Source organism: Arthrobacter rhombi (genome assembly GCF_039526245.1).
In the GTDB taxonomy this organism is placed as follows: domain Bacteria; phylum Actinomycetota; class Actinomycetes; order Actinomycetales; family Micrococcaceae; genus Arthrobacter_H; species Arthrobacter_H rhombi.
The window spans coordinates 24,724-37,002 of sequence record NZ_BAAAIV010000007.1 but is presented as its reverse complement, the minus strand read 5'-3'; the positions used below and the strand labels follow the sequence as shown (position 1 = coordinate 37,002).

12 protein-coding genes are annotated in these 12,279 nt (G+C 67.5%); 2 read left to right on the top strand and 10 right to left on the bottom strand.

The genetic code is table 11. From position 1 onward, the window contains the following. Positions 1–199 precede the first annotated feature (199 nt). Together recA and ABD088_RS06825 are read right to left on the bottom strand one after the other, a co-directional pair. On the bottom strand, positions 200–1,249 hold the full coding sequence (gene recA / locus ABD088_RS06830; RefSeq protein WP_343901061.1) for a recombinase RecA: 1,050 nt from the start codon (positions 1,247–1,249) through the stop codon (positions 200–202). A 192-nt stretch (positions 1,250–1,441) separates the two neighbouring features. After that, on the bottom strand, positions 1,442–1,663 hold the full coding sequence (locus ABD088_RS06825) for a DUF3046 domain-containing protein (RefSeq protein WP_343901060.1): 222 nt from the start codon (positions 1,661–1,663) through the stop codon (positions 1,442–1,444). Positions 1,664–1,711: 48 nt separating this feature from the next. Between ABD088_RS06825 and ABD088_RS06820 the strand changes: the two genes are divergently transcribed. Next, positions 1,712–2,191: a MarR family winged helix-turn-helix transcriptional regulator gene (locus tag ABD088_RS06820; protein ID WP_343900994.1), complete on the top strand. Its 480-nt coding sequence runs from the start codon at positions 1,712–1,714 to the stop codon at positions 2,189–2,191. 103 nt (positions 2,192–2,294) lie between these two features. Here the strand turns inward: ABD088_RS06820 and ABD088_RS06815 are convergent, their stop codons facing one another. From ABD088_RS06815 to dapA, 6 genes are all read right to left on the bottom strand, one after another. Continuing rightward, positions 2,295–2,732 (bottom strand): helix-turn-helix domain-containing protein, encoded by a 438-nt coding sequence (locus ABD088_RS06815; protein WP_343900992.1) that lies wholly within the window; start codon positions 2,730–2,732, stop codon positions 2,295–2,297. 167 nt (positions 2,733–2,899) lie between these two features. Next, a complete protein-coding gene (locus ABD088_RS06810) occupies positions 2,900–3,388 on the bottom strand; it encodes a CinA family protein (RefSeq protein ID WP_343900991.1) in 489 nt (162 codons plus the stop codon). Then, positions 3,385–3,993 (bottom strand): CDP-diacylglycerol--glycerol-3-phosphate 3-phosphatidyltransferase, encoded by a 609-nt coding sequence (gene pgsA / locus ABD088_RS06805; protein ID WP_343900990.1) that lies wholly within the window; start codon positions 3,991–3,993, stop codon positions 3,385–3,387. Before pgsA ends, ABD088_RS06810 begins: the two co-directional genes overlap by 4 nt. A gap of 9 nt (positions 3,994–4,002) precedes the next feature. Next, positions 4,003–6,930, bottom strand: coding sequence for an FtsK/SpoIIIE family DNA translocase (locus ABD088_RS06800; protein ID WP_343900988.1), 2,928 nt, complete (start codon positions 6,928–6,930; stop codon positions 4,003–4,005). Between the two features lie 49 nt (positions 6,931–6,979). Next, positions 6,980–8,686, bottom strand: a complete 1,707-nt coding sequence (locus ABD088_RS06795) for a ribonuclease J (protein ID WP_343900987.1) — start codon at positions 8,684–8,686, stop codon at positions 6,980–6,982. Between the two features lie 13 nt (positions 8,687–8,699). After that, the gene (dapA, locus tag ABD088_RS06790) at positions 8,700–9,617 is read right to left on the bottom strand and encodes a 4-hydroxy-tetrahydrodipicolinate synthase (RefSeq protein ID WP_343900986.1); all 918 of its coding nucleotides are present in this window, start codon (positions 9,615–9,617) and stop codon (positions 8,700–8,702) included. A gap of 153 nt (positions 9,618–9,770) precedes the next feature. On the opposite strand from dapA, the gene ABD088_RS06785 reads away from it, so the two are divergent. Beyond that, positions 9,771–11,000, top strand: a complete 1,230-nt coding sequence (locus ABD088_RS06785) for a heparan-alpha-glucosaminide N-acetyltransferase domain-containing protein (RefSeq protein WP_343900985.1) — start codon at positions 9,771–9,773, stop codon at positions 10,998–11,000. Between the two features lie 30 nt (positions 11,001–11,030). On the opposite strand, the gene ABD088_RS06780 is transcribed toward ABD088_RS06785, so the two are convergent. Both ABD088_RS06780 and dapB read right to left on the bottom strand, forming a co-directional pair. After that, positions 11,031–11,498 carry a hypothetical protein gene (locus ABD088_RS06780; RefSeq protein WP_343900984.1) on the bottom strand — a complete coding sequence of 156 codons (468 nt, stop codon included), beginning with the start codon at positions 11,496–11,498 and terminating at the stop codon, positions 11,031–11,033. After that, positions 11,499–12,263: a 4-hydroxy-tetrahydrodipicolinate reductase gene (dapB, locus tag ABD088_RS06775; protein WP_343900983.1), complete on the bottom strand. Its 765-nt coding sequence runs from the start codon at positions 12,261–12,263 to the stop codon at positions 11,499–11,501. Positions 12,264–12,279: the final 16 nt, after the last annotated feature.

Genomic DNA, 12,279 nt, shown 5'->3' with positions numbered 1-12,279 from the left:
AACTCCGTTTCTTCTTGCCGGCAGGGCCCCGGTCCTGGCCATCGTCGAGTGGATTCCCGGCTGGATGTGCGTCAGGTGCCGGGTCTGGATCCGCTGCATCAGGAGGAAACAACGAGCCACCGGATCCGTCAGGATCCGTCAGGCCGCCGAAGTCGCCGGGAATCGAGCCCATCGCGTAGCCCTGCAGTGTGGGCCGCGGCTAGGAGTCGTTGCCCACGGCGCGCAGCTGCGGATCGCCCGGCTCCTCGGGCTGGGCGCCGATGCCCAGCTTTTCCTTGATCCGGCGTTCCAACTCATTCGTCAGGTCAGGGTTGTCGCGCAGGAACTTGCGGGCATTTTCCTTGCCCTGGCCCAGCTGGTCGCCGTCATAGGTGAACCATGCACCGGACTTCTTCACGAAGCCTTCCTCGACGCCCATGTCAATGAGGCCGCCCTCGCGGGAGATGCCGATACCGTAGAGGATGTCGAATTCGGCCTGCTTGAACGGCGGCGCCATCTTGTTCTTGACGATCTTGGCACGGGTACGGTTGCCGACGGGGTTCGTCCCCTCCTTGAGCGTCTCGATACGACGGACATCGATGCGCACCGAGGCGTAGAACTTCAGTGCCTTGCCACCTGTGGTGGTTTCGGGGCTGCCGAAGAAGACGCCGATCTTCTCGCGGAGCTGGTTAATGAAGATGGCTGTGGTCTTGGTCTGGCTCAAGCGCCCGGCGATCTTGCGCAGGGCCTGGCTCATCAGGCGGGCCTGCAGACCCACGTGGCTGTCGCCCATTTCGCCTTCGATTTCCGCGCGCGGCACCAGGGCAGCCACGGAGTCGATGACAATGACGTCCAGGGATCCCGATCCGATCAGCATGTCCATGATCTCAAGTGCCTGCTCACCGGTGTCAGGCTGCGAGACCAGGAGCGCATCGGTATCGACACCCAGCTTCTGTGCGTATTCGGGGTCAAGGGCGTGCTCGGCGTCAATAAAGGCAGCGATTCCGCCGTTGCGCTGTGCGTTGGCCACGGCATGCAGCGCCAGGGTGGTCTTACCGGAGGACTCCGGTCCATAGATTTCCACGACACGGCCACGCGGCAGCCCGCCAATCCCCAAGGCGATGTCCATGGCAATCGATCCCGTGGGGATGACCTCGATCTTGGCGCGCGTTTCGTCCCCCAAACGCATGACAGATCCCTTGCCGTACTGCTTGTCGATCTGCGCCAGCGCTGATTCGAGCGCCTTTTCGCGGTCCATTGCTGCAGCCATCATTCACCTCGGTTGTCTTGCGGCCCTCAGGCCTGTTGTCGTCCTGCTTCACACGGTATGCGCCACACCGGACAATTTGGCACCGGTCCGCATTCCTGTGGAGAACGGGGCCAAAACCGTGCAATGTCTCTCGCTACAGCCTACAACTCTTCCGAACACATATTCGAACTTTCGTTGGTGTGTCTTCGAAGGCTATTTCTTCGGGGCAACGTCGCGTCCCAGCCGGCGTTCGTCGGGCACATCCTGCTTCTCGCAAATCGCCAACCAGACACGTCGGGGTTCGGTGCCGGACGACAGTGCTTGTTGGGCGCTTTTGTCGCCCAGGTCCGACAACACCAGTTCGGATGCCAGGACGCGTGAATACCCGGCCCCGAATTCGTCGTCCATCAACCGCCAGAAGTCGCTGAGTCTCACATCGTCCATTCTTCCATGTGTCGGACCTTCCGACTCTAAGATGGTGCCATGAATGAACCTGCCCCTGCAGCCTCCGAAGCCGCGCAACGGACCCAAGCGATCCATGACATGGAGGAGCAACTCAGCTTCCTCTGGCGGCGCGCACGCGCCAACGGCAACAAGGTGGCCAAGCAGGTCCACCCGGATATGGAACCGGGCGCCTACGGCCTGCTGGCCGCGTTGCAACGCCGCGGGACACTGCGCTTGACCGAGTTGGCGGCGGAGATCGGTGTCGGCAAGCCTTCGGTCAGCCGGCAAGTCAAGATGCTCGAGGAGCTCGGTGTGCTGACGAAAGTCGCCGACCCAGCCGACGGGAGGGCCCAATCCATCACACTGACTGAAGCCGGTGCGCGACAACTGTCCACTGCACAGCAGTCGCGGCAGCACATCTTCCGCGACCTTTTGGCCGATTGGCCGGATTCCGAACTGGAGACCTTGGCCGGGTTGCTGGCCAAGCTGAACCATTCGTACCTGAACGATCGGGGCTGAGGCGCCACATGAGACAGGGCAGCCGGACATGCGGCTGCCCTGTCGTCTGCTTCGTCCCGGCGGGCAACCCCGGCTGATCGCCGGGGAACGCACCACCTGGAGGCTAGTGTGTCGCTGCGAGGTCCTGGGGTAGGCCCTCGGTCCAGTCCTCTGGGAGGACTGTGGAGAACTGGTTGGTGAGGTCCGACGGGACGGTGTCCGGGATGTCGACGCCTTCGGCTATGGCTACGCGGTCGCTGACCTCGCGCAACATCAGGGAGAGCGGGACGTCGAGCGCCCCACAAATCGATGAGAGCAGTTCGGACGAAGCTTCCTTCTGTCCACGCTCCACCTCGGAGAGGTAGCCAAGGGAAACGCGGGCATTATGCGAGACCTCGCGCAGGGTCCTGCCCTGACGCTGCCGGACGTCCCGCAGGACGTCGCCGATCTCGTGGCGGAGTACTACCATTTTAGGCTCCTTGTGCTCGCGACGGGCATCTTCTGTCAGACCCACATCGCGCCAACGGACGACGCCGTTTACGGATACGGGTTGCTTGACCATGTGTATCGCCTTACTCCTTCAGATCCTGTGCCAGGCACTGCCTGGCTTCCGGGTCCTGGTTCGGACCCTGTAGTTTTTTCAACTCACGGGATCGTCATTTTGTTCCCGGCACCCACACTAACCACAATCGGGGCCGGACTGCCAGCGCCCGGGCGAAGTGTGGACGACTATTTCTTCTCGAGCAAACCGGCCAGTAGTTCCAGTGCGGCGTCCCGTGCCGCAGCACGGATCTCCTGGCGTCCGCCAGACAGGTGCAGTTCGCGGGCTCCGCTGCCCTCATCGGTCGCGAAACCGACGTACACGGTGCCTACCGCCTGGCCGTCGTGGGGCTCTGGCCCGGCGACGCCCGTACTGGAAACGGCGATGTCTGCTGTACAGGTGTGTCGGGCCCCCTCGGCCATCTGCCGGGCGACCTCCGGGTCCACCGATCCGCATTCACGCAGCAGTTCGGCGTCGACGCCGAGGACTTCATGTTTGACCTGGTTGTGATAGCTGACCACTCCCCCGCGCAGAACGGCCGAAGCCCCAGCGACATCCGCGATGGCACCGGCGATCCACCCTGCGGTGAGTGATTCCGCAGTGGCCACTGTCAGGCCCCTGCTGGTTCCTGCAGCGACGATGCGTTCTGCCGCGTGATCGGCCCGGCCGTCAGTCACCGGACTTCCCGGCCGCCGGGTGCTGGGCGCATCCGTGATGCCTGGACGATGTAGTCGATACCGGTATAGATGGTGATCGCAGCTGCCAGCAGGATGACGGCCAAGGCGATGGCGGACAGCCAGCCGATGTCCGGGGTGAAGGGCAACAGCAGCAGGGCCAGACCGGCCGTCTGGGTGACGGTCTTGAGCTTGCCGCCCTTGGATGCGGCAATGACGCCTCGGCGGATGACCGCGAAGCGCAGGACGGTGATGCCCAATTCACGGACCAGGATGACGATGGTGACCCACCACCACAATTCGCCCAACCAGGACAGGGTGACCAGGGCGGCACCCAACAGGAGTTTGTCGGCGATGGGGTCGGCGATCTTGCCGAAGTTGGTGATCAGTCCCCGGCTACGCGCCAAATCGCCGTCGAGCTTGTCGGTGTACATGGCCAGCGCGAACAACGCGACGGCAATCCAGCGCAGTGTTGCATGTTGCTGGTCGTCGGCCACCAGGGCCCAGACGAAGAACGGGACCATGACGATCCGCAAGGTCGTCAGGACATTGGCGATGTTCAAGGTCGGGACGGGCTGGGGTGTGCGTTCTGCTGGGGTTTCAGTCACCTGTTCAGGTTACCGTCCGGTGAGGTTCCAGGCGTCTTCCGAGCCGGACTCGCCGTCGTCCCCGTCGTCGTATTCGGTGGCTTGCGGGTAGGCGGCGAGGTCCTCGGCGACGAGATCGGTGCCGTAGTGGTTGGCGTTGGCGTTCTCGACCAGCGCGGCTTCGGCGGCCGGTGTCTCCTGCGGGGTGGCCGGTGCCGAGTCCCCGCGCATGGCGGCCAGCACGGCCGGCAGGTCATCGGGCTTGACGAGTACGTCGCGGGCCTTGGAGCCTTCGGAGGGGCCGACGACGCCGCGGGACTCGAGCAGGTCCATCAGCCGGCCTGCCTTGGCGAACCCGACACGCAGCTTGCGCTGGAGCATGGAGGTGGACCCGAACTGCGTGGTGACCACCAGCTCGGTGGCCTGCAACAGGACCTCGAGGTCGTCCCCGATGTCGTCGTCGATCTCCTTCTTCGGGGCCTCGACGGCGACGTCATCGCGGTACACGGCAGTGAGCTGGCCCTTGACGTGCTCGACGACCCGATGGATCTCCGACTCGGTGACCCAGGCACCCTGGACACGCATGGGCTTGGAGGCGCCCATGGGCAGGAACAGGGCGTCGCCCTGGCCCAGCAGCTTCTCGGCCCCTGGCTGGTCCAGGACCACGCGGGAGTCGGTGACGGAGGAGGTGGCGAAGGCCATGCGCGAGGGCACGTTGGCCTTGATCAGGCCCGTGACGACATCAACGGAGGGTCGCTGTGTGGCGAGGACCAGGTGGATGCCTGCGGCACGGGCGAGCTGGGTGATGCGAACGATCGAATCCTCGACGTCGCGGGGGGCGACCATCATCAGGTCTGCGAGCTCGTCGACGATGACCAGCAGGTAGGGGTAGGGCCTGATGACCCGCTTGGAGCCTTCCGGGGGGACGACCTTGCCGTTGCGCACCCCCTTGTTGAAGTCATCGACGTGCTTGTACCCGAAGTTGGCGAGGTCGTCGTAGCGCGTGTCCATCTCGCGGACGACCCACTGCAGGGCCTCGGCGGCCTTCTTCGGGTTGGTGATGATGGGGGTGATCAGGTGGGGAACACCCTCGTAGGCGGTCAGTTCCACGCGCTTGGGGTCGACCATGACCATGCGCACCTCGTCGGGGGTGGCGCGCATGAGGATGGAGGTGATCATCGAGTTCACGAACGAGGACTTGCCCGCACCGGTGGCGCCGGCGACGAGCATGTGCGGCATCTTGGCCAGGTTGGCGACCACGAACCCGCCCTCGACGTCCTTGCCGACACCCATGACCATGGGGTGCTCGGTCTTGCGGGCGGCGTTGGAGCGCAGGACGTCACCGAGGGCGACGACCTCCTTGTCGGCATTCGGGATCTCGATGCCGATGGCGCTCTTGCCGGGGATCGGCGAGAGGATCCGCACGTCGGAGGAGGCGACCGCATAGGAGATGTTCTTGGACAGGGCGGTCACGCGTTCGACCTTGGTCCCCGGGGACAGGGCGATCTCGTAGCGGGTGACCGTCGGACCGCGGCTGAAGCCGGTGACCTGGGCGTCGACCTTGAACTGGTCGAGGGTATCGGTCAGGGCCTTGACGACGGCGTCGTTGGCTTCCGAGCGTTCCTTCGCCGGCGGGCCGGCCGGGAGGAATTCGGAGGACGGAAGCGTGTAGGCGACGTCGCCGGAGAGCTGGAGCTGCTCCGTGCGCTGCGGGATCGGGGTCAGCGGGGCCGGCTGCGCAACGGGGTTCGAGGGGACATTCGGAACCGCGGCGCCGGAGCCGCCGGGCGCGCCGGCAGCAGCGAGCATGCCGTTGATCGCCGTCGTATCCAGGGCCTCGGTGGCCGGCTCGTTCGCGGCGGCTGCACCGGAACCGAGCCCGACGTCGTTCTTGACCTTTTCCATCGCCTTTTCCGCAGCGGTGGGACGGCGCACGCCCGGGGGGATGGCCGGTCCCGGGACGGTGGCGGGGTCTTCGTCATGGTCGTGGATGACCGCCTTGTCGTAGGCGGCATCCCCGGTGAACGCCTCGGCGGCTGCTGCCGCCTCGGCTTCCTCTTCGCGTTGGCGCGCACGGGCCGCCCGGCCGAACTTGCGGGTCCGCTTGGCCGGGCGTTCGGCACGCTCGCGGTCGGCATAGAGGTAGCTCTGGTCGTGTTCGGGATCGTCGGCGTCGGAACGCTCCCGGGGTGCGGCACCCGGCTCGGGTTGTCCCATGATCCATTCGTAGCCCTGGCGGATGCGCGCCGGGATGTGGCGGAATGGGGTGGCGGTCATGATCATCAGGCTCAAGACCGCCAGCACGATCATGACGGCCAACGCACCCCACCGGCTCAGCAGGCTGGCCAGCGGCACGCTGACCAGGAACCCGACCACTCCCCCGCCGGACCAGAGCTGGTCGAAGGGTGCGTCCAGGGCCGGAAGGCCGGCGACGATATGGGCGATGCCGGCGATGGACAACGTGGCCAGGGTGAGGCCGATGCCGATCCGGTTGTTGGCGCGGTTCTCCTCGGGGCGACGGAACAACCGGTAGGCCCCGATGAAGAGGACGAGCGGCAGCAGCGAGGCCATGAAGCCCAGGGAGCCGCCGAAGATGTTGTGCACGGTGGTGCCGTACCAGCCGACGCCGCGCAGGCCCCACCATTCGACGCTGCCGACGATGACCGCGATGACGACGAGGAAAAGTCCGGTGCCGTCACGACGGACATCGCGTTCGGGACGCACGTCCTGGCCGATCTTGCGGAACGCCCCGCCGACCATGCGGGCCAGGCCCATCCACAGTCCGCGGATGGCACGCAACGGCAGGGCCAGGTCCTGATCCACGCCGGAGGTTCCTGCCGCCGGACGCGCACCGCCCTGACGCGACGAACCCGTGCCGGATTTGCCGCGCGCCGGGGTCTTGCCCGCCGGTTTGCGGCCGGAGGCCTTCGTCGGGGTGGGGGAAGTACGGGTCGCCATACGCGTAACCGTACAGGGTCCGGGCCCTCCAGCCCCGGATTTACACGCCTCAGGCCTCGAGGACGACCGGGACGATCATGGGCTTGCGGCGTAGTCTGCGGCTGACCCAGGCCCCGATGGTCCGGCGGACCACCTGCTGCAACTGGTAGGTGGTGTGGGTGGGGTTGTTGCGCACCGCCTCCTCGAGGGCCGCAACGATCTTGGGCTTGATCTCCTCGAACACCTGCTCGTCCTCGGCCACGCCGCGGGCATGGATGTCCGGTCCCGTGACGATGCTTCCGGTCTGGCGGTTGACCACGGTGATCACCGAGATGAACCCCTCTTCGCCCAGGGTCCTGCGGTCCTTGAGGTCATCGTCGGTGAGGCTGCCCACAGCGGAGCCGTCGACGTAGACGAACCCGCAGTCGACCTGGCCGACCTGGCGTGCGACGCCGTCGCGCAGGTCCACGACCGAGCCATCCTCGGTGAGCAGGATGTTCTGGGTCGGGACACCCGTCTGTTCGGCGATCCGCGCATTGGCCAGCAGGTGGCGGGTCTCCCCATGGACGGGCATGGCGTGGCGCGGGCGGATGATGTTGTAGCAGTAGAGCAGCTCCCCGGCCGAGGCATGGCCGGAGACGTGGACCTTGGCGGTGCCCTTGTGCACGACGTCGGCGCCCAGGCGCATCAGGCCGTTGATGACGCGGAAGACGGCGTTCTCGTTGCCCGGGATCAGGGAGGACGCCAGGATGACGGTGTCCCCTGGCCCGACGGAGATCCGGTGGTCGCCGGTGGCCATGCGCGAGAGCGCCGCCATGGGTTCCCCCTGGGAGCCGGTGGACATCAGCACCACGCGTTCCTGCGGCAACTGGTCGACCTCCTTGAGGTCCACCAGGATCCCCTCGGGGACGTCCAGGTAGCCCAGCCGGGCGGCAATGCCCATGTTCCGGACCATGGAGCGCCCCACGAAGGCAACCTGGCGCCCATGGGCGGCAGCGGCGTCGAGCACCTGTTGGACCCGGTGCACATGCGAGGAGAACGAGGCGACGATGATCCGCTGGGCGGCACGGCCGAACAGGTCCTGCAGGACCGGGCCGATCTCCCGCTCGCCCGTCGTGAACCCGGGGACGTCGGCGTTGGTGGAATCGGACATGAACAGGTCCACGCCCTCTTCCCCCAGCCGGGCGAAGGCCCGCAGGTCGGTGATCCGCCCATCCAACGGCAGCTGGTCCATCTTGAAGTCCCCGGTGTGCAGGACGGTGCCGGCGGCGGTGCGGATGAACACCGCCAGGGCATCGGGGATCGAGTGGTTGACGGCAACGAATTCGCAGTCGAACCCGGCGAATTGCCGGCGTTCGCCTTCGGCGACGGTGACCAGGACCGGGGAAATGCGGTGTTCGGCCAGCTTCGCCTCGACCAGGGCCAGCGTCAGCTGCGAGCCGATCAGCGGAATGTCCCCGCGGAGGCGCAGCAGGTAGGGAATGGCCCCGATGTGGTCCTCATGGCCGTGCGTGAGCACCACGCCCACGACGTCGTCGAGCCGTTCGCGGATGTACCCGAAGTCCGGCAGGATCACGTCGACGCCGGGTTGGAACTCCTCCGGGAAGAGCACCCCGCAGTCGACGATGAGCAGCTTCCCGCCGATCTCGAACACTGCCATGTTCCGTCCGACCTCGCCGATGCCGCCGAGGGGCACGATGCGCAGGGTCCCGTCGGCCAGCGGCGGAGGTGGGCTCAGGCGGGCGGCATCTGCCGGGGCGACGACGGTGTCGGACATCGGGGGCCTCTTCCTAGAGGTGGATTCCGGCCTCGGCCAGGTCAGCGCGGATGGGTGCTGCTTCTTCCTCGGTCGGTTCCACCAGGGGCAGCCTCACGTTCGCGTGCGGCAGCACACCCTGCCAGTGCAGGATCGTCTTCGCCGCGACGGCGCCCTGGATGTGGGACATGACGGCCCGCTGGACGGGATCCAGTTCGAAGTGCAGGGCGCGGGCGGTGGCCAGGTCCCCGGCGAGCATCGCGTCCACGAGGCGGCGGTACCCGGCGGTGGCCACATGTGCCGAAACGGAGATGACGCCCTTGGCGCCGGCCGCCATGAGCGGAAGGGTCAGCCCATCGTCACCGGAGTAGACATGCAGGTCGGTGTTGGCCAGCACGCGGGTGGTGGACTGGTAGTCGGCCTTGGCATCCTTCAGCGCCACCACATGGGGGTGCTCGGCCAGTCGGATCAGCGTCTCGGCGCTGATCGCGATGCCGGCGCGGCCGGGGATGTCGTAGACCATGACGGGCAACTCGGTGCTGGAGGCGATGGCCTCCACGTGGGCCCGGACACCGGCTTGGCTGGGCTTGTTGTAGTACGGCGCGGTGACCAGCAGCCCGTCGACGCCGAGCTTCGCAGCGGCCTTCGACAGGTGGATCGAGTGCGCGGTGTCGTTGGTGGTGGAACCGGCGATGACCTTGGCCCGGCCGCCGACCGCCTCGACCACGGCACGGAACATGCCGAGGTTCTCCTCGTCGGTCAGCGTGGAGGTCTCCCCGGTGGTCCCGGTGACCACCAGCGAATCGCAGCCGCCATCGACCAGGTGGACGGCCAGGGCCGCCGCCTGCTCCAGGTCGGCAGCGCCTCCTGCAGCGAACGGGGTGACCATGGCGGTGCCCAGGGTACCGAAGGGGTAGTCGTGGCGCGGGGTGTTCGAATCCGTGGCAGGCATGGCCCCCACGTTACCCTCAGCCCCCGCCAAATTCCGTAGCCGCACACGCTGCGTGACCAAGATGACGTGCACCGGTGGCGCGGTGCCGGTCTTGGTATATTCGACGCGCGGGTCCCACCGCATCCTCCCCTCCCACCGACAGGCCATCAGCCCATGCCCCGACAGCGCACGACGGCTCCGACCCGGCGCATCGCCGGGGTCGACGTGGCCCGCGGCCTGGCACTGCTCGGGATGATGGGAACCCACATCCTGCCCCTGACCCAGGCCGGCCCGCACGGCACCGAGGCGACCTGGGTGGCGCTGCTGTTCGCCGGCAAGGCGTCGGCGGTCTTCGCGATCCTCGCCGGTGTGGGGTTGGGGTTGCTGACCGGCGGAAGCACCCCCCACAGCGCGGGGAGGGCCGCCGCCGACCGGCGTTCCGTCGTCGTCCGGGCATTGCTGATCACCGTGATCGGGCTCGGCGTCGGTTCCCTCGATGCCAACGTCGCGGTCATCCTGGTGCACTACGGGGTCCTCTTCCTGATCGCCACCGTGTTCTTGCGGCTGCGTCTGCGCGCCCTGTGGTGCTGGACCGCGGGTTGGCTGCTGCTGGCGCCGGCGCTCTGGTACCTGCTGCTCCCGTGGGTGCAAGCCCACGTGGAACCGGCAACGGTGGGGGCCTCCCCTGGGCTCGGCGACGTGTTGCGCCCGGCGACCCTGCTGGCCGACCTGTTCGTCACCGGCTACTACCCCGTGCTGGTGTGGACCGGATTCGTGCTGCTGGGCCTGGCCGTGGGCCGCTGCCGGCTGCAGCTGCCGCCCGTGGCCCTGGCGTTGGCCGTGGGCGGGGCGGCGCTGGCCTCCGGGGCCCGGGCCCTGTCCGCATGGCTGCTCGACACCCACCCCGCTGCGGTCCGCGCGCTGGCGTCCATCACCGAAGTCAATGGCCAACCCCTGGATGCCGCGCTGGCCTCCGGTCGCGGCCTGGCCGGGATCGATTCGACGCCCTGGTGGTTCGTGATCTCGGCCCCGCACAGCAGCGCCCCGTTGGATCTGCTGCACGTGTCGGGAGTTGCGTTGGCCGTCTTGGGCTCGTGCCAGCTGCTGGCGATGGCGTTGACCGCGCTGCTCGGCGGCGCCGGGGAGGCGCTGATGTGGCCGTTGTCGGGAGCCGGGTCGGCGACCCTGACGTTGTATGCAGGACATCTGGTGGCGCTGGATCTGTTGAGCACCGCCACCGCCGGCCTGCCCCGCCTGCAGCTCTACCTGTGGTTTGTGGTCATCACCCTGCTCGCGGGCATCGCCCTGAAGTGGGCCGGGCGCCGCGGCCCCCTGGAGGCAGCGGTCCATGCGGTCGCCGACGCCGCGGCCGGGGCGGGGGCCCGGGGACCACGCAGGTCGTAGCGCACCCGCGGCAAGCCGGCGGCCCGGTCCTCAGCTGCCGGTGGTGGTCCGGGCGTCCCCGGAGGCGCGGAACAGGCCGATGGCCCGGCGCATCGTCTCGCGGGCCCGGCGTCGGTCACCCGACGCGTCGTAGGCCAGCGCGAGCCGGTGCATGCTGCGCCAGCTGTCCGGGTGTTCCGTCGCTTCCTGCTGGTATTGCACGAAGTCCTCGTCGGCCGCCGCCTTCACGATCCGGCCGGACGGGGTCCGGGGAAGGTTGTCCTCCGGCAGCAGCCCCTCGGATTCGAGGATGCCGGCCATGCGCTGGCTGCGGGAACCGAAGAGGATCTCCCGGATGAGGATCCAGACCCCGAGCAACGGGATGACCAGCGCGGCGACACCGATGCCCTTCGCCAGCGGTTCGGCGGCCCGGATGAGGGCTATCGAGCTGGCAAAGGAGGCGTAGAGGTACAGGGCGAACAGCAGCAGGATGCCGCCGACCCAGAGCTTGGTCTTCACTTAGGCGTTGCCTCCGAGATCGAGGTAGTTGTCCAGCCCGTAGGCCAGGCCGGGGCGGGAGGCGACAGTGCGCAGGCCCAGCAGCACGCCGGGCATGAAGGAGACCCGGTCGAACGAATCGTGGCGCAGGGTCAGTTGTTCGCCCGCCGACCCGAGCAGGACCTCCTGGTGGGCGACCAGGCCGCGCAGCCGGACCGAGTGCACGCGCACGCCGTCGACGTCGGCACCCCGGGCGCCGTCGAGCAGGGTTTCGGTGGCGTCGGGGCTCGCCGGGACCTTCGCGGCTGTCCTGACCTGGGAGATGAGTTCGGCGGTGCGCACCGCGGTGCCGGAGGGGGCGTCGACCTTCTCCGGGTGGTGTAGTTCGATGATCTCGACGGATTCGAAGTACTTGGCGGCCTGCGCGGCGAAAGCCGAAGCCAACACTGAACCGAGGGCGAAGTTCGGGGCGATCAGCACCCCAACCTCTGGATGTTCGGCCAGCAGCGTGGTCAGGTGGGCGCGCCGGGTGTCGGTCCAGCCGGTGGTTCCCACGACGGCGTGGATCCCGTGTTCGACGGCGAAGCGGACGTTGGCTTCGGTGCTGTCCGGGACGGTGAGGTCCACCAGGTGGGTGGCCCCGGCGTCCAGGACCGCCTGCAGCGGGTCATGTCGGCCCAGCGCGGCGACGAGCTCCATGTCCTCGGCGTTCTGGACCGCCTTGACGGCCTCGGCACCCATCCGTCCTGAGGCTCCGAGGATGGCAACGGAAATCTGTGCAGTCATGCGCTCAAGGTTATCG